Genomic DNA, 17,433 nt, shown 5'->3' with positions numbered 1-17,433 from the left:
TTTCACTTTGATGATATTCGAAAACAAAAGCAAAAGAAAAGATCTAGATCACAAAAACCCTTTCAAATCGAAAGCAATAGAAACTAAAAGAAATGTGACATCTTCGAGCTATAGCAAGTAATCCCCTTACGAAGCAGGTTGTTCTTCGGTCTTTCAGCACGGCCAGTCAGGATCTCCTGGACTTTTCTCGCCAATGGCTGCCGCTCTAACCGGCGCGATAACGGATCTTGCCACTCGCAATAGTCAGACTGAAAAATCACCACGACCTCTTTCGTTTTGAAAGTGCCTATCACCTTGGCTTCGATGGACGGGATATTAAAGGCAAAATCCCCCTTTTCAACTTCCAGTGGGCATTCATCCGCTTGCCACAGGTTGAGTTGCTGCCCGCGATACAGGGCAATATTTAAAGCCCGCAGTGACCAAAAGCTGCTGGCTGGTCCGCTGTAATTATCGACCAACCGGGTATCATCCCCGAACACCCCCTGAGTTGGAGCACCATGCTGCATTGCGCCATGAGAGATAAAGTATTCAAGGCTGGTTCGAAAAGCCCGCTTGGCTTCCCCTAGCGGCAAACCACCACGATGGGCCTGCAGGCAATTAATATCAGCCGCGGCTAACAATGGCGCGGAAGCAGCCAGCCGGTAGCACACGCTTCGGCCGAAAAACGGCAAGCCCGCCGGAGTAAAGAATGCGCGATAGCTTTTGGCAAATAACTGCATGCTGTCGCGAATAAACTCGGGATCAAACGACGGGTCAATTTGATGTAGCCAATACAGCGAATAGTGAAACCCCCAGGCGTTATAAAAGTCATAATTGCCTTTCGCGCCATCACGGAACCAACCATCACCGACATAGAATTCCTTGATGCGTTGATAACGCTGGAGTTCAACATGATCATCTCCGGTGAGGGCCTTAACAACCAACTGCACCGTAAGCGGGAAGAGATGCCAATTGTTGTCTACCGTCTGGCAATGGTTAACCTGCTTGAACCAAGCAATAACCTGCCCCTGCTGTTCGCGATTCAGGGTTTCCCACACCACCTTACGGCTCATCCACAGTGCCAACGCCAGATCAGCGCTTTCGCAAATCCGCTGGTCATAATCATGAAGCTCGCCCCAATAACCCGGATGACGGGGATCCGTCCCTGCCAAAAACGCCTTTTTCAGCCACAGTCCGATGTCCATCGGCTGTCCATTCAAACCATTGAGTACCGTGGTTACGCCTTCATTCTGAGACAACCAAGCAGCCAGTGTCGGTAGCACCCGGCTGCACCCTTCCATCGCATCCGTTCTGGCGCTCTGCTGGCTCGGCCTGCCCGGGTAATAGGCATGGCTAAAATCCCACACCGCATAGTGTTCGAACGCTTCAGCAATGTAGCGTACCAAATCGTGACACTGCTGCTGCAAGTGCCCCGTGGCCGCAAACTGCTGACGAATATAAGCATCGTGGCGGGAGTAAGCCGGTTTGCGGTAGCGCAATCGAATCAGGTTTTCCTTCATCAATTTTAAGTACATAGCCGCATCAGGGTGTTCGTAAGGAATGCTAGGGCGCTCGGTCGCAGTGATGACTTTTTGCATAGGTCTGTGTCCATCGAAAAGGGCCTCGAATGAGGCCCTGTAAATAACGAAGAGAGGGTTATTTGGCTGAGTCGGTCAGTACTTGGTATCTGTCTTGCCCCCAGCCCAACGGTGCCGGTTTGGTTTTGATCCAATCGTAAAACGCCGCTTTCAGTTCGGTGACTTTTTCTGGGTACTTGGCCGCCAAGTTCATTGACTCGGCCGGATCCTCTGCGTAGTGGTAGAGCTCGAACCCGTCATTACCGTCATCGTAGTAATGCAGCGACCATTCCTGATCTTTAATCGCCCACTCACCTTTGGACAGCCTTTCAATGTGCTTGCTCGGGATGAATTCCTGCTCCTCGAAACTGATCCATTTCCAGTAATGGTTCCAGAAATCCACATTGCTCACATCGTAATGCAATGCGCGAGGACCCGCCCAGTAGAGGTACTGGTGCGGCTGTTGCTTATCGCCTTTCATCAGCGGCAATATATCTTTACCGTCAACCTTCATTTCGGCCGGAATCGTAATACCTGCCGCCGCCAGTGCAGTCGGTAGTATATCCATTGCCGAAATCATGGTGCTGTTCTGGGTGTTTTCAGGCAACACGCCCTTCCAATGGGCAATAAACGGAACATGGACACCACCACGGTAACGCTGGCCTTTGAAAGCACGGTTCATGCCGTTCATCGGCATCGGTGACTCATGCACTGCCCCGTTATCGGACAAGAAGAAGATCATCGTATTCTCGTATTCGCCCATCTCTTTCAATTTGGCGATTATCTGGCCGATCCCTTCGTCAGAGGCATTGACGTGTGCGTAGTATTTATCGACTTCAACATTACCGGTATTAAAGCGATCCATATACTTGGCCGGTGCCGGTTGCTCTAGCGGAATATGCGGCACACTGTAGGCAAGGTTGACAAAAAACGGCTTGTCTTGCTCATTAGCCTGCTCGATAAACTGCAACGTTTCGTTGGTCAGGTTATGGGTAATGAAGCCCGGTGCCGGGACATTTTCACCATTGCGGAAGATCGCTGGCGAGTTGTACAACGCGGCCCCTGAGGCAAAGTAGCTATAAGCAAAGTCAAAACCGCGCTCTTCCGGCCCGTAGCCCGGCTCCGGAATCGAAATTTGATTATCGTGATAATCTCGGGTTTGGATACCTTCGTCGATGAACTCTTTTCTCACCTTGGCATTATGGTATTTACCAATATTGGCAGTTGCGTAGCCATTTTCGTTAAGCAGCGCCGGTAACAGCTTGATATCGAGAGGGATCCCAGAATGTGCATCATCGTTGCTGTAAATCCCGAAACTATGAGGGAAGCGACCAGTCATCATACCGGCACGGGAAGGGCCGCACACCGGAGTCGCCACGTAAGCATTGGTCATACGTACGCCTTCATTGGCCAACTGGGTGATATTCGGCATCGAGCGCTTAGCCGCGTCATACAGCTTGTCGAAATCCCCGTCATACCGCTCCGGTGATGGGCGTTTCGCCAATGCCTGCTTATCAATGTTGTCGAGGGCGAAATCTAATTGGGCAGTACCGAGGTCATCCATCACAATCAGTAACACATTCGGTTTTACCGACTCGCTTGCCATCGAGATAGCTGGCGTCGCCACACATGCCGCGGCAACGAGACCGGCCAATACCGTCTTCTTGTTTGAGGACAGTGCCATGGTTCACTCCTTGATTAATTTAATAGAATTTATGCGTTATCTTTGGGTATAAATAGTCGACATTGCCGGCATGGCATCTGCCGCAATGCCACCGCCTCTAATGGCCTGTACCATATGGTGCATCGCCGGTGCGGTATGCTTGAAAATCTGCTGATAGGACTGGCAAAGGTAGTTTTGCCGATTTTTTTCACCGGCTTGCGGCACGATGCGGTGCTTCGGGCACCCGCCGTGGCACAGCATACGTACTTCACACTGCTTGCACTGCTCGGTAAGCCGGGTCGATTTCGCTTGACCAAACCGCTGCTGCTGTTTGCTCAGTGCCAACTTGGCGATGTTGGTTTGGGTAATATTGCCCAATTTATTGGCTGGGTAGACATAATGGTCACATGAGTACACATCCCCATTGGCTTCAATCACCATCGCCTGTCCGCAATTCTTCGACTGGATACAAACCGAAGCGGGGTAACCCATCCAGGTGGCCAGGATGCTGTCAAACATCCGGACATAAATAGTGCCCACATCCTGTGTTACCCACTCATTAAAGACCTCGGTCATGAAACGACCGTAGCCCTCGGCAGGTACCGAGAACGGTGTCAACGTCGCATCAGCAGCCGGTGAATAGTGACCCGTCGAACTCAACTGGCAATGCGGCTCTATTTCGACAATGGGAATAAACTGCAGGTGCTCGGAGCCAAGTGCCTTTAGCGCCCGATAAGTCTCTTTGCCCTTGTCCCAGTTCTGATCATTGATCACAGTTAGGGTATTGAATGGCACCTGGTATTCTTTCAGCAGTTCAATGGCATGCTTCACCCGCTCAAATGTCGGTTTCCCGTTGACTGAAATACGGTATGTATCATGCACTTCAGCAGCGCCGTCGACCGATACGCCAATCAGGAACTGATGCTCTGCGAAGAACTGCGCCCATTGACGGTTAATTGCGATGGCATTGGTTTGGAAGCTATTGGTAATGGTTTTACCGTCTGCATACTGCTGCTGGTATTTGACCGCATTGCGATAGAAGTCCAAGCCAGCCAACGTCGGCTCCCCACCCTGCCAGGCGAAATCAACCATGTCGCTATCTTGAGAGCGAATGTAGTCACGCACATAACGTTTGAGCATCGCATCTGACATTTGATCGGACGCGGCCTCTTTCTCCTGAATATCCGGTTGCATCATCTGCTCTTTTTCCAAATAGAAGCAGTAATCGCATTTAAGGTTGCAGCGGTAACTGGCAGGCTTCGCCATCATATGAAAGCGAGAGTGGTTAGTTCGAAAGGTAGGCATCATAAACTCCTGCACCGTTGAAAGCATACAAAACAAAAAGAAAGAAAACGAAAGAAAATATACGTGAAAAAGGCACATTCAAAAACAGTTAAGATCACAAAATGAAGCAAAAAGAAAAAACAACGCGTTTTACACCGCAAACCGAAAGGTAATTCCCTGCTTACAGTGCCAAGAACCGCAAAACCGCAGAAGTGGAAAGGCTAGAACGAAAAAAGCCGGATAAGTCCTCTTATCCGGCTTGGCAGGTAACGGGGTTATAGCACAGGCTGCAGAGTTAGCTCCTGCACCATGCCAAAGTAAATCTCAAACGTCAGGGTGGTCGACGATGCGCCCGCACTTACCGTGATCTTGTCATTTGGCGTAACCGGCTGCCATTGCCCTGCCAGTGTGACACTGATACTGGTTGGCTTGGCTGCGGTATAGCGAGTCATATTGAGATCCGGTGTCACCCCCGATACCTGCAATTGACCGTTCGCCAACTCTCGGGTCATGACGATGGCAGGCTGCGCAACCTGGGTGACCACGCCACCATCTAGGCTAACCCCCTCAAAGGCAGCATAGGCGGTCACACCCGTTTGCTTATCCCGTAACACATGCACACTGCTATCATCGCGGAGCACCTCGTAAGGCTTCTCACCGGTGGCCTGATAAGCACTTGCCAGCGACGTCATTTTCTCCGCTGTCGCATCAAGCACCAGCAGGTACTCATAACCCGCACCCGACGGAGCATTGCCATGGGTTATCCAAGCCACCGCGAAGTTCCCTTCGGTAGGCTGACGGTTTTTATCATTGGCCGACTGCTGATGCTGGCGCCTAACTTCTACCGTCACATCACTGGTGATCAAATAACCATTGCCGTGGCCGTCCATCAACCAATCGCCTTGGCCAAGCTGCGCTTGATAAGGCATCTCGCTAACCGCCTCGCCATTAATCAAAATCGCGTTGGCCTGTGGGGTAATTCCGTGCTGGAATAAGGTCGTTTCGGTCGCGTTATCCGCACTCGAGTTGCTGATATCGGTTCCTAGCATCACCACCCTGTCGGCTGCAGAAAAGGTCGACTTTCTCGCGGTAAAGCTACTATCAAACTTATCCATCGACGGCGCTTTGAACTTGAATGCGAACATACCAAATTGCCCGTCGAGTGAAGAGGCACCGCTATATGGCTGATCACCTCGCAACATCAGTGTGTGCGAGTTCGGGCTATCAAGCTGCTCCAGCGGCAAGTGGATTGTTGTCGTCCCCGGGTTGCGGTTCCAGTCCCAGCCCTCTTGGCTAAAGCCAATATCTGCCTGCTTGCCGAACGGCACGACTTGCACCGCGCCATGACTCTGGTAACGGCCATAACGGTTGTCGCGATAATAGATTTCCGACGACCAGACATTACTGTTGTATGCCTTCATGGTCACCATGTTGTCGTTGTAACGGTGGATACCAAACGCCCCGCCGTTAAAGGCCCAGTAACCTTGAGGCAAGGCCGCAGGCGTGATCGTTTCACCAAACAGGGCAACTGAATCGGCCTGGGTTTTGCCGGTGATCTGCAAATAAGCGGCAGCCAAAGCTTTATCCACTTTTTCCCCGGTTTCCGGGTTACCGGTCAGCGCCAGCCAGCGGTAGGACTCATCAAGGTGCCTCACTGCCGGCGGGTTGAATGGATGACGCCCAGACAGCCCAAGGCCAACCTCTGGGTTACTGTAGATCCACGCCGATAGCATGGCTTTTTTCAGTGCCGCACGCCCTTCGCTACTGACGCTGAAAGGCGTACCCTGCAACATATACACCAGCTGCGCGGCATTATTGAATGCCGGGAATGAATACCCCGGATAGTTCCCCTCATGGCGCCATGCGGTTCCGTCAGGGCGCAAACCGTCGTAGCCCCCCGGCGGCGTTTGTGATAGGGCGATATTGATGTAATTACCGAACTTCTTCAGCAGTGCGATACGGCGGTCCTGATCCGGTTCGAGCATAAGCAGGGCCAAATGCTGACGAGAAAGCGTATTGAAGTAATCCAGATCCGAGCTTTCCGGTCCTGCGACCATATCAAAGTTGGCCTTGAACTCACGTGAATACCACAGTAAGGCATCGAATATCGGCTGGCGCAGCTCGGCTTCGGTCAGTACATCGGACATCAGCATGGCTGAAATATACCACCAGCGAGAACTGTATCCCCAGTGGTGGGTGGTCACTAAGCTGCTTCCATCCACAAAGCCCTGATCGAGGATATGCTCCGTCATCAACACATACATATCGGCCAACTCTTGCTTAACCGCCGGATCATCCGTGTTGTGCCAGAAGCGCCCGATGTTGAACAAAATATTGGAGTATTCCGACAAGGTGACATAATCGGCAAACAGCGCTTTATCTTCTTCCTTCATAAATTCAGGCTGGTAAAGCACTTTCTGCTTGCCCGTAATGATATGGCGGCCTGACAGCACCCCATGGTCATCACGCCTGATCCGCAGCGAAGCATACTGATCACGCACTGTCTCCAGGCTATTAAAGGCTTTAACTCCCTTTAGCCGCTTGGCATCAATAAAGACATCGACCAACGACTCGCGGATAGATTCCGCAGCCGCAATTTCTTCCGGTTGGGCGCTTTCAAGTTGCGCTGGCAGGCCAAAGTCGATTTCAGGAATATCATAACGGGTAGTAACCTGATCATCAGACCATTGGTACCGGGCATCATCCACCGAGATCATCACCCGATCAACGTAGAATGTGCCTTGCTTGGCCTTTGATGGCGCAGTGAAGCGTATACTATCCATGTCGCTCCGAGGGCCACCCGGCATACTGTTCAACCCGCGCCCTTCACCGGCGGCATTGTCGGTGATCCCCAGTCCTTCGACCTCACGGCCCTGAATGTCATTCTGCAGCGACACCCCGATTGCACGCCAACCGGTAAAGTTCATGTACACCTTGAAGCCAGCATCGGCATTCGATGTCCCGCTTAGCCCTCGGCCCAAGTCGACCACCATGTAGTCATCGACCGGTACTTCGTTGTAAATCCAAAATGACAGGACTTGTGTCGCTGCCCGGCCCCATGCCCGACGCCCTTCCATATCAGTAACCAGTTGGATCGGCTGATGGAAAATCACGGTACTGTTCGATGTCCAGTCCCACTGCAGGGACTGTTCGCCCAGTACATAACGGGCCTTGCTCAGTGACAGGACCGATCCTTTGCCAGCTTCGGCGTAGTCCGGCATAGTTTCCCCGGTCATCGCCAGAATCTGGGATTGCATCACCGGCAGTGGAGATGCTTGCTCAAGCGGTTGGGTAACAGTGACCCCTGAACATGCAGTCATGCCAAGTACCGCCGAAATAAGCAGTGGCAACCTGCTGAATTTATGTAGAGAATTCATTGCGTAACCTTTATTCATGATTGGCAGTAACGGGCGTCGCCGCCCGTCTTCTTAGCACTTAGAAACGTTTAGAAACAGCCAGGCCTAAGAAGCCTTCCTTATAGTCATCACGCTGGTAGTAAGTCAGGCCGGTTGTCACACTCAGCCCTTTGCCCATGTTGAGGTTGGCATTGAATTTGGCTTCGATAATATCGCCGCCGACTGCATCGCCATAAATCACAAAACGATCGGTAGACGCATCCATGGTCAGTGCCGCACTTTCACGGATCCTCTCATCGTCATCCATATCGAAATACGCCATGAGCGAGAACAACGGGGTAAACTGGCCGTAGGCCATATCGTAAGTGTTGAATGCGGTTACCCCGGCCCCCAACTGCTTAACTGAATAGGAAGTACGGTCGTACTTGAGACTCGCAGGCGATCCGGTCTCGTTGTAATCTTCTATCCGCAGCCACTGATAGTTATAGGCAACCCGAGGTTCAATCTTCACCATATCCAAGTCGAACTTCATCCCGGCCATGACCTGGTATCCCACTTGGTTCGCATCGTATGTCGCTTTGGCTTGGGTGTTGCCTTCATAGCCGGTGGATGTCCCGATTGAGCGAGTACTATCAATGGTGTTGGTACCAATGTTGACGTTACCGTCGATAAAGTAGCGCTCGTTGAACCAACCGGCATAGATCATCCCCTGCAGGCTGTCGATATCTTTGCTATTACCGGTGTCTTTGATATCAGAGTTAGAGCGGGCATAAGCAAAAGAGAAACCCAGCAGCTTCTCGCTGTCGAATACCCGATCGATACCCACGTTGATCCCATAGGTGTTCAGATCATAACCGTGAATATCACCGCTGCTTTGACTGCCGTAGCCAAGCAACAAGCTCGACCAAGCGTTCCAGCCGTTGTGGGCATTACCCAAGTGGCTTTCGTTACGCAATACATTGGTGCGATCATCAACATGGCTACGCATTTTATCGACCACCAGCATCGCGGCACGGACTTCGCTACCTTCGGCATCCGGCGTCAGTTCGTCAGCCAGCTTCGCCGTGGCTTCAGCATCCGAACCAGAAGACGCCAATAGTGCAAGCAGTTCACCAGATTCGTCCGATCCCGTTTTGTTATGCTGATCCAAGGCGTAGTTGACCATGTAGTCCGCAACAACGACCTCACCGGAATTCGCGCCGCCTTGTGCAGCCTGCCCGACAAACTCGTCACCGCCCTCATAGTTGATGGCATAGCGGGCAATGAGCTGATCACCGTCCACTCCACCGTTTACATCAGGCGGGGTTTGCTCCAGCCAAGACTCGTCCACCGTAAGTAATGGTGAAGTATCAAACGACTCCGCGTTATCAAATCCCTCACCGGCTTCCACCGTCACGTTCTCGCCACCGGTGATCCCGCCCTCTGATTCCAGTAGCACCACATCTTGACCAAGCAAGTCATTGACGTTGCTGCCGGTGTACGAGAAAGCCACGGTACTGTTTTCATTGAACGTCGTCTTACCGGTTACCAGCAAAATCGGATCATTCAAGTCACTATTGTCACCGACCTTGAACTCCATCGACGCATCAGCTTTGTTGGTATAGTCCGCTTCCCAAACAATGGTCTGATCCTGACCAATAATCGTCAGGTTGCCGTAGTTTTCAATCTTGTCGACCCCAGTGATACTGTTGCCATCAAAGGTGGCATCCTTACCGGCACCGCCTTGGTAGCCAAAGTTGATTTTGTTACCTTCAACCCCGTTACCTTTAATATCGCCTTTAATCGTACCGTTGACATCGATACGCACTGAACTAGAGCTGGCGCTAAAGTCGATGGCACTGTCGCCACCGCTAACCAAGCCACCGTCTTTGATGTAGATCCCCCGGTTCGGGTTGGTAGGAGTACCCTGCTCAAAATCACCGTCGATTTTGATCCCGGTGCCGTTTTCACTCACAACCTGACTACCTTCAATATTCAGGTTACCGGTAAACACTGAATCCGCATCCACATAAATACCGCTCGCCCCTTCACCGGAAACACGGATATTGTTTTTTAAATACAGGTTGGAAAAAGCGGTGCCGCCCCCTTGGTATTCAAGGCCGTTACCGTTAGCAACCAAGATGTCGCCACCGCTATAACTGGTATCACCGTCGGTTTTTACCACGGTTTCACAGACCGTATTTTCCGGACAATCTGCGGCATTAGCCGCCAGCGGAGACATCAGGCACGAAGCGATGAGCAGCGATAACGTTGTACGCTGAGAAACTGGAATAATTTGCATATCAAATACTCTCAAGAAATTGTTTTATTAGATGAAAAGGACAATTAGAAACTCACTCGGGCACCGAGTTTGAGATATTTAACTTGAGAGTCTTCCTTGCCCATGGTGAAGCCTTCCTTGTACTCCACATCCTCGATGTAATATTCCGCTTGGATACGCAGATAATCGGTCAGTGGGTAGGCCAGTTGTATGGCATAGCGGGACACTTTGCTCTGGGTTTTGGTTTCATCGTAGTAAGCGCTGTCATACCAGGCCGAACTCTCGCCGTAGCCCAATGCGTAACGCACGTACGGTGAGACCACCAAGCCAATTGGAGTATTCCAGTAGTAGTACAGACGCGCTTGCTGGTTGTAGGTATGATCGGTCAGGCCCCAAGTTTCCCCTTTATCACTGCGCTTACCCGTGTTGTAGTAAGACAGGGTTAAACGCTGGTTTGATGTCAGGTTATAACGAACCCCCGGTTCGATTTCCCACGCCAGATAATCACTGTCGCGTACCGTACCACTGACATTCTTATCCTCCTGACGCTCCAGGCCAAACTGCGCTTCACCCCATAGTGACCACTTATCGCTGAGGTCAAAGATATACTTGGTTTCGTTACTGTAAATGTCATTGGTCAGGCGAGAACCACTGTCATAGTTGGTCACATCCTGTCTCACTTTGAAGCTAGGTTGAATCCACCCACCGTCAAACCGGAACCGGTATGACGCCTGAATTTCTGCTCGGGTATAGACCTGCTTGCTATCGTGCGTCCGGTTACGATAGCCCAAGTCGAAATACCAGTTAGAACCATCGGGGTTAATATTCATGTCCAGCCTTGGGCCAGCATAGTCATAATCACTGCCGTAATCCCCTGACTCGTAACTCAAGGTTGCATTCACCTTAGCGGCTTGTGCGACCATAGGAATACTTGCAGCAACCAGTACTGCACACAAAACAACCCTCGACGTTGGTCTCAATCCTGTTTTCATAACGATGCTAATGCCCTTCCACTTAATATCATCCAATTAGCAGCCGTAAATTTTTATTCGTCCTGCTGCTTTCCATAGCATTTCAATGCCACTATTGACGAGTTGGATATTACGTTTATTTTCTAATCGCAACTGTGATGAAGGGCAAAGTTACGAAAACAAACGAAAGAAAACAAAAACACAAATCAAACTTTCGCGTTTTTCCTAACATGGAAAAACAGATGAAAAAACGAAACAAGCCAGACGTTAAACCATCAATGAAACTGATGGTATATACCGAAATTATTGAATCAACATCAATTGTCATACCTATATAGCACTATTAACCTTTCTAACAACGAAAACCAAAGCTGAATCACACTTTGAAAACAAAAGCAATTGAAAGCATTCACTGTTCAAGTTTTACCCTTTAGACTCACCTCAATGCAAAAGAAAACGAAAGCCTAGGCTTTCATCTTACTTTCAAAGCAATTCACTCTGCATGGATGGAAATATGAAACTCAGATATTGCGCATTGGCCATCGCAACAGTATTAGCTGGCTGTAATTCCGACAGTGAAAATCCCGCACAAGGCAATAACGGACAAGATTTCAAAGCGCCGATTGCTTCCTCGGTTGCTATCAGCGGGGACGCACTTGTCGGCTCAACGTTGACAGGTAAATACTCGTTTACCGACCCCAACTACTCACCGCGACCTGAAGGTGAAAGCCAATACCAGTGGCGTCAGGCAGATGCAGACGAAGACACAAGCAATGACAAGGTTCTCGGTGACAGCCAGACACTTGCCCTGGCGGATAGTGAGTTCGGTCAGAATGTCTACTTCTGTGTTACCCCAGCCGCGGAAGGTAACGTGAATATCATTGGGGAAGAAAAGTGTTCGGCGTCGGTTAACGTACAGAGTGGTGCCGGCGAAAAGCCCCAGGCGGACAATGTCTCTATCGACAACATGGAGCCGACCGTCGGTGATACCCTGACAGGTGACTACACCTACAGTGATCCTGACGGCGATACAGAAGCCGTTAGCCAGTTTGTCTGGAAGAGCAATGGCAAAGACATTGATGGCGCTAACCAGCAAGGCTTCACCCTTACAGCCACCCAAGAAGGTATCTCTATCCAGTTTTGCGTTACCCCTATTTCAGAAAACCCGGATGCTTTACCTAACTACCCAGTAACGGGCGATCAGGCTTGTTCGGAAGCGACGGCTGCCGTCAAGCCGAAAACAGGCTCAGCCCCTGTTGCGACGGATGTGACAACGTCGGGCGATCACACCGTGGGTTCGGTCATCACCGGGCAGTACAGCTATGAAGATGCAGATAACGACAAAGAAGGCCAGTCTCAGCGGAGCTGGAAGCGAGACGGTGTCGAACTGCCTGGCGAAACCGCATCAACTTATACCCTGGCCGCAAGTGATAAAGGTGCCAGCGTTGAATTTTGTGTTACCCCGGTCGCGGCAACTGGCCTACCGACCCAAGGAAACGAAACCTGTGCCGACCCAATTACCGATGTGACAGAGCCGGTCGGCGACGTTCCAACCATCACCCTTGGTGTTGTCACCAGCGACGGTGATGTTCAGCTCGCCCAAGTCGGCGATACACTAACCGGCAGTTACCAGTATCAGCCATCAAGCTCAGGTGCCGCCGATGATTCGAAGGCCGTGTGGAAGGCCGGTGACCAAGTCATTGCCAGCGCAACCTGCACCACCGGCCAAGCTTGTGATCTGACTATTGGCGAACAGCAATTAGGCCAATCCCTAACCTACTGTGTGACACCTAAAGCGACCGATAGCCAAACAGGCGCAGAGCAGTGCTCACCGGCCATGGATACTTTTGGTATCCGTATCAGTGGCAAACTGGAGTTCGGGCAAAACCTCGAAGCGGAAACCTTCGGCTATACCAACCCACAATTTTCATGGAAAGTGGATACGACCAGCACCGATGGCCCTGCCGGTGATACCGCCAAAACAGAAAAAGCAACGGCATCCGTTTATAGCATCGGACATGATGTCTTGGCCCACATTACCCCAGAATTTGAAAGCACACAGGGCAATAACAACGGCATGATAGACGATGCCGACTGGGACCAAGCATTGCGCCAAGGCGTGGTCAATGACAGCACCGTTAATGCCGCCCATTATGTCGGTAAAGATGTTCAATTGTGTGTAACCACCGATGAAGCCGCCGAGCAATGCCTGTTAGCATCTGCACAACCGGGTGTCAGCGGAGGGGTGCTCTATAACAAAGATGACTTTAGCCTGCGTGCTATTGAACCGGTTCGTGAAGTGACCTTCAAAGGGGCCGTTTACCATCGTCCGCTGTCCATCGCAGAGATGGAAACGGGCTCAGACAGTGACTTCGGCCCGCTAATGCCAAAAGCCCATTACAGCCAGTCAGCAATGGGCATTGACTGGGCGAGCCTAAAACTGGAACACACTGACGGCACGAAACCAGGCCTGGAAGTGTGCCTTAACCTTTATAAGCAACAGCCAGAAGATAGTAGCACCTGGTTCCTACCGGCAAGCCGCAGTGACAGTGCTTACACACCAAATGCCTTTGACGGTCAGGGGAACCAACTCCCTGTTGATGATGTAAATACCTACCTCATCAAACTGGCCAATATCTACAACACCAAAGATCAGGTCGTCGGCCAAGGGCTCGTGGGCAACCTGCAAGATACGGCCTCTCCAGTATTTGGTTGGGTAACAAACAGTGCAGGCAATACCCCTTTCTGGAGTGCAACCAAGCCCAACGCCAACCTAGAGCAAGCTAACTCAGTTAAGTTCTACGACAGCGGCTCATCAGGCAACAACGCCGTCGGTAACGGCCGCTTTGTTACCTGTATCCGCGCGGCAGGCTAAGCAAAAACGACAGGGATGGCCAGCGCCATCCCTTCTTCATCTAGGAACAATAATAATGAAAACACATCCCCTCTCCCGTCCCCTACCGGGAGCTATCCAGATACTGTCACTATGCGTCGCCGCAGCATTATGGGCCCCGACAACCCAGGCCAATACCGGACTCACCGCCCATATAGAAAGCTTTGAAGCCAGCACGTTACCCAATGATTTAAGCGGCCAAGGCACAACCCTCACCACAGAGCGAGCCATAATGGGTGACCAAGCGCTCGCATGGTCGTGGGATCAGGCCGATGCCTCAATCACCCTTAAACGTCACTTTCCACGATTGAGCGACCAACAGGCCAACGATGCCAAAGGGGTTTATAGCGGCTATACCCAAGTATTGTCTTTCTGGATCTACAACGACACTGCGCAAGACAAAGATTTACGCATAAAGCTGGGGAACGCCACCAGCTTTACCGACGAGTTTCCGGTCAACCTAAACTTCACCGGCTGGCGCGCTGTCGGCGTCTCGCTCAACAATGACTTCAACCTTGCTAGCAGCGGCTCCCACGCTGCAACAATGGATCTCCAGCAACTGCGCTTCCAGGCACCAAGGGGCGTTGCCAGCGGCTCGGTGATCATCGACCGCGTTATGGTTTCAATTGATGACAACCGCTATCAGTGGTCAGATAATCAGATCACAACCCGCTATGACGTACCTGAAATTGACTTTGACTTGAGCTCACCCTTGCCGGCAGTCAGCCAAGCCGAACTGGATGATGCCGAGCAGATCAAAGCAACCCTGATCGACGAGTTTTCCGGCAATCCCGGCTCGATTGACAGCCTAGAGTCACGCTTTGCCCAATTTAACATTGAAAAAAGCCCGCAGGGCGTCATCTCTGGTCGCCATATCATTACCGACAAACAACAAGTCATCTACCAACCCAGCCACCTTTCGGCAGCCGACAAACAAGACTTTGACCAATATGCCGTGCTTGGCGAGAGCGACAGCAATGGCGATAAGCTCTCCGGCTACGCAGAGCTGATGTTAGATCTCGGCAAAGCCTATCACCACGCTGCCTTCGTCAGCGAAAGGGTTCGAATCGCAGAAATGTATCTATTGATGACGGAGCATTTGCTGGATCAAGGCTATACCTATGGCAGCAGCCTTGTCACGACCCACCACTGGGGGTATAGCGGACGGTGGTGGTATATTTCTGCGCTGATGATGGAGCAGCCTTTGGCCTCCGGTCACCTGCTGGCACCGGTATACCAAGCCCTGCTGTGGTATTCCCGCGAGTTCAAAGAAAGTTTTGATATGGCATTGCGGCCAGACAGCTCTAACCTGGATTACTTCAACACCCTGTCGCGCCAGCACCTCGCGTTGTTACTGCTCAATCCTGATGATCAGGAGCGTGTCGCCCTACTGCATAAGTTCAGCACTTTCTTTTCCGGCGCACTGGCTCAAACCCCACCAGGCACCCACGACGGGCTGCGTAACGATGGGACCGCCTGGCGTCATCACGGCCACTACCCCGGCTATGCCTTCCCAGCGTTTGATCACGCTGCCCATGTTATTTACATGCTCAAAGGCACTGAATATGGCGTCAGCGCTGAAGCAATGGACAAGCTGAAAAATGCCATGGTGGCCGGTTGGCACTACAGCAACCCGTATGTGCCCCTCGCCCTCTCAGGCCGCCACCCGTTTACGGATCTCAGTGTCGGTCGCTACAACAATGGCATCAAATGGCTGGCCAAGAGCTATCCGGTATTGGATCACACCCTCGCCGCCATTCACCTGCAAGTCGGTGGTTACAGCCAAGCGCAGAGCAAGGCTATTTTTGGTGAGGAGGTTGAGCCCGCTCTGCTGCCACAAGGTAGCTGGAGCTTCAACGGGGGGGCATTTGCGGTCCACCGCAGCGGTGACAACATGGCCGTTATCAAAGGCTACAATCAAGATGTCTGGTCGGCAGAAATCTATACCAACGACAACCGCTACGGCCGCTACCAAAGTCACGGCAGCGTCCACGTTATGCCTGAAGGCAACCCGGTCGACAGTGGCTATCAGCAAGACGGCTGGGACTGGAACCGCAACCCCGGTGCCACCACCATTCACCTTGACTATGATCAGCTTGAAAGCCCGAAGTCTTCCACTGTCATGGTGCGATCCGATGAGGGCTTGAGCGGGGCTACCACGTTCGACAACCGCTATACCCTGTTCAGTTTCAAGCACAAGGCACCGCAAAACCTCGCCCAGTTTGAGCCCACTTTTGTCGCTGAAAAGCATGTGCTCGCCGCTGGCAACCAGCTGTACCTGACCGGCAACGGGATCAGCAACCAAGACGGCCATAATGCTACCGAAACGACCCTGTTCCAGCTGGCAATTACGCCGCAAACGACAGGTATTTGGATCAACGGCCAGCACCATGACGCCGCGACCTTTAACACCGAGCTAAACAGCGGCGACTGGATCATTGATGACAACGGGGTTGGCTATTACTTGATCGAAGCTGGCAAGGTGAAAGTCCGCCGCGGCACCCAGCAGTCTCGCCACAACAAGACCAAGGCAGACACTAGCGGGCAGTTTTCCTCAGCATGGATAGATCACGGCGCTGCGCCCAACAATGCCAGCTACCAATATGTCATGGTCATGGATACCACGCCTGCCGAGATGGCCAGCCTCGCCAGTGCGTTTGCCACAACACCTCGGTTTAGTACCCTCGAGCGTACCCCAAACGGGCACATCATTAATGACCGTGCTAACAACCTATACGGTTACACCAGCTTTGCGGCTACCGATTTTACACAAGGACCGGTAAAACACCTGGATAGTGCAAGCCAACTGCTGGTGCTGCAGGATAAAAAAGAGATGTCACTCAGCGTCTCCTCATTGACGCTCAACATCGGTGAAGATGACGCCCCCACCCAGCCGGTCTCGATTCGCATTGAGCTGGCCGGGAAATGGGATGTCGATACCCAGGGGATCAGCTACTACTACCAAGGCAACAATACCGTTGTGACGGTTTCAAGCCTATTCGGCCAAGCGGTCAACGTCGCCTTGAGCCAAGATGGCGGCAATGATGGAAACGGAAGTGGTGATAACGGCGGAGGTGACAGCGGCGGTGGTGGCAATGGAGGAGACGGCGATGGCAACACCGGTCAACCTGCCACTGGTGGCAGCAGCGGCGGAACCAGCTCTGCCTATGGCCTGCTCATACTAGCCATATTGGCCGCAAGAAGAGCAAAGCTATAACCATAATTAGGGGGCAATAATGTTGCCCCTTTATTCACAATACCCTCGGCATTAAGCCTGTTCTTAAAATAACAATGCTAATAAACCTGCTTTTTTAACTCGTTTTTGTCGAGTAGACGACACCTGTTACCAAGTGTCGTCCCTCTAAGAACCCAGCGTGCAACTTTCACCGCACTAGGCTCAAGCCTTCACGAGAGCACCAATTGGCACCCAGCAACTTATAAAGCAGTGAG

General features: G+C 51.7%; 8 protein-coding genes. 2 read left to right on the top strand and 6 right to left on the bottom strand.

Annotated elements, in window-relative coordinates; translation table 11 throughout:
- Window positions 1-83 precede the first annotated feature (83 nt).
- The 6 genes from C9I99_RS00045 to C9I99_RS00020 form a co-directional block, all read right to left on the bottom strand.
- Complete coding sequence (locus C9I99_RS00045; protein WP_107346810.1) at window positions 84-1,577, bottom strand: DUF2264 domain-containing protein; 1,494 nt, start codon at window positions 1,575-1,577, stop codon at window positions 84-86.
- A 58-nt stretch (window positions 1,578-1,635) separates the two neighbouring features.
- Window positions 1,636-3,240 (bottom strand): sulfatase family protein, encoded by a 1,605-nt coding sequence (locus C9I99_RS00040; protein ID WP_107346809.1) that lies wholly within the window; start codon window positions 3,238-3,240, stop codon window positions 1,636-1,638.
- Between the two features lie 36 nt (window positions 3,241-3,276).
- Window positions 3,277-4,527, bottom strand: a complete 1,251-nt coding sequence (locus tag C9I99_RS00035; RefSeq protein WP_244916295.1) for an anaerobic sulfatase maturase — start codon at window positions 4,525-4,527, stop codon at window positions 3,277-3,279.
- A gap of 251 nt (window positions 4,528-4,778) precedes the next feature.
- Complete coding sequence (locus tag C9I99_RS00030; RefSeq protein ID WP_107346808.1) at window positions 4,779-7,880, bottom strand: chondroitinase family polysaccharide lyase; 3,102 nt, start codon at window positions 7,878-7,880, stop codon at window positions 4,779-4,781.
- A 58-nt stretch (window positions 7,881-7,938) separates the two neighbouring features.
- Window positions 7,939-10,140: an autotransporter family protein gene (locus C9I99_RS00025; protein WP_107346807.1), complete on the bottom strand. Its 2,202-nt coding sequence runs from the start codon at window positions 10,138-10,140 to the stop codon at window positions 7,939-7,941.
- Between the two features lie 44 nt (window positions 10,141-10,184).
- Window positions 10,185-11,111, bottom strand: coding sequence for a porin family protein (locus tag C9I99_RS00020; protein WP_107347799.1), 927 nt, complete (start codon window positions 11,109-11,111; stop codon window positions 10,185-10,187).
- A 493-nt stretch (window positions 11,112-11,604) separates the two neighbouring features.
- Between C9I99_RS00020 and C9I99_RS00010 the strand changes: the two genes are divergently transcribed.
- Together C9I99_RS00010 and C9I99_RS00005 are read left to right on the top strand one after the other, a co-directional pair.
- A complete protein-coding gene (locus tag C9I99_RS00010) occupies window positions 11,605-13,965 on the top strand; it encodes a hypothetical protein (protein ID WP_107346805.1) in 2,361 nt (786 codons plus the stop codon).
- 55 nt (window positions 13,966-14,020) lie between these two features.
- Window positions 14,021-17,200 carry a chondroitinase family polysaccharide lyase gene (locus C9I99_RS00005; protein WP_107346804.1) on the top strand — a complete coding sequence of 1,060 codons (3,180 nt, stop codon included), beginning with the start codon at window positions 14,021-14,023 and terminating at the stop codon, window positions 17,198-17,200.
- The last annotated feature ends 233 nt before the right edge of the window (window positions 17,201-17,433 follow it).

The organism is Photobacterium lutimaris (genome assembly GCF_003025555.1).
Lineage (GTDB): Bacteria > Pseudomonadota > Gammaproteobacteria > Enterobacterales > Vibrionaceae > Photobacterium > Photobacterium lutimaris.
Note: the sequence above shows the minus strand (reverse complement) of the source record. Positions and strands in the feature narration are given on the sequence as shown.

Excerpts from the sequence above, each read along its gene's own strand:
- C9I99_RS00030 (WP_107346808.1), bottom strand. The coding sequence starts at position 7,880 with ATGAATTCTCTACATAAATTCAGCAGGTTGCCACTGCTTATTTCGGCG.
- C9I99_RS00010 (WP_107346805.1), top strand. The coding sequence starts at position 11,605 with ATGAAACTCAGATATTGCGCATTGGCCATCGCAACAGTATTAGCTGGC.
- C9I99_RS00040 (WP_107346809.1), bottom strand. The coding sequence starts at position 3,240 with ATGGCACTGTCCTCAAACAAGAAGACGGTATTGGCCGGTCTCGTTGCC.
- C9I99_RS00005 (WP_107346804.1), top strand. The coding sequence starts at position 14,021 with ATGAAAACACATCCCCTCTCCCGTCCCCTACCGGGAGCTATCCAGATA.
- C9I99_RS00035 (WP_244916295.1), bottom strand. The coding sequence starts at position 4,527 with ATGATGCCTACCTTTCGAACTAACCACTCTCGCTTTCATATGATGGCG.
- C9I99_RS00020 (WP_107347799.1), bottom strand. The coding sequence starts at position 11,111 with ATGAAAACAGGATTGAGACCAACGTCGAGGGTTGTTTTGTGTGCAGTA.
- C9I99_RS00045 (WP_107346810.1), bottom strand. The coding sequence starts at position 1,577 with ATGCAAAAAGTCATCACTGCGACCGAGCGCCCTAGCATTCCTTACGAA.
- C9I99_RS00025 (WP_107346807.1), bottom strand. The coding sequence starts at position 10,140 with ATGCAAATTATTCCAGTTTCTCAGCGTACAACGTTATCGCTGCTCATC.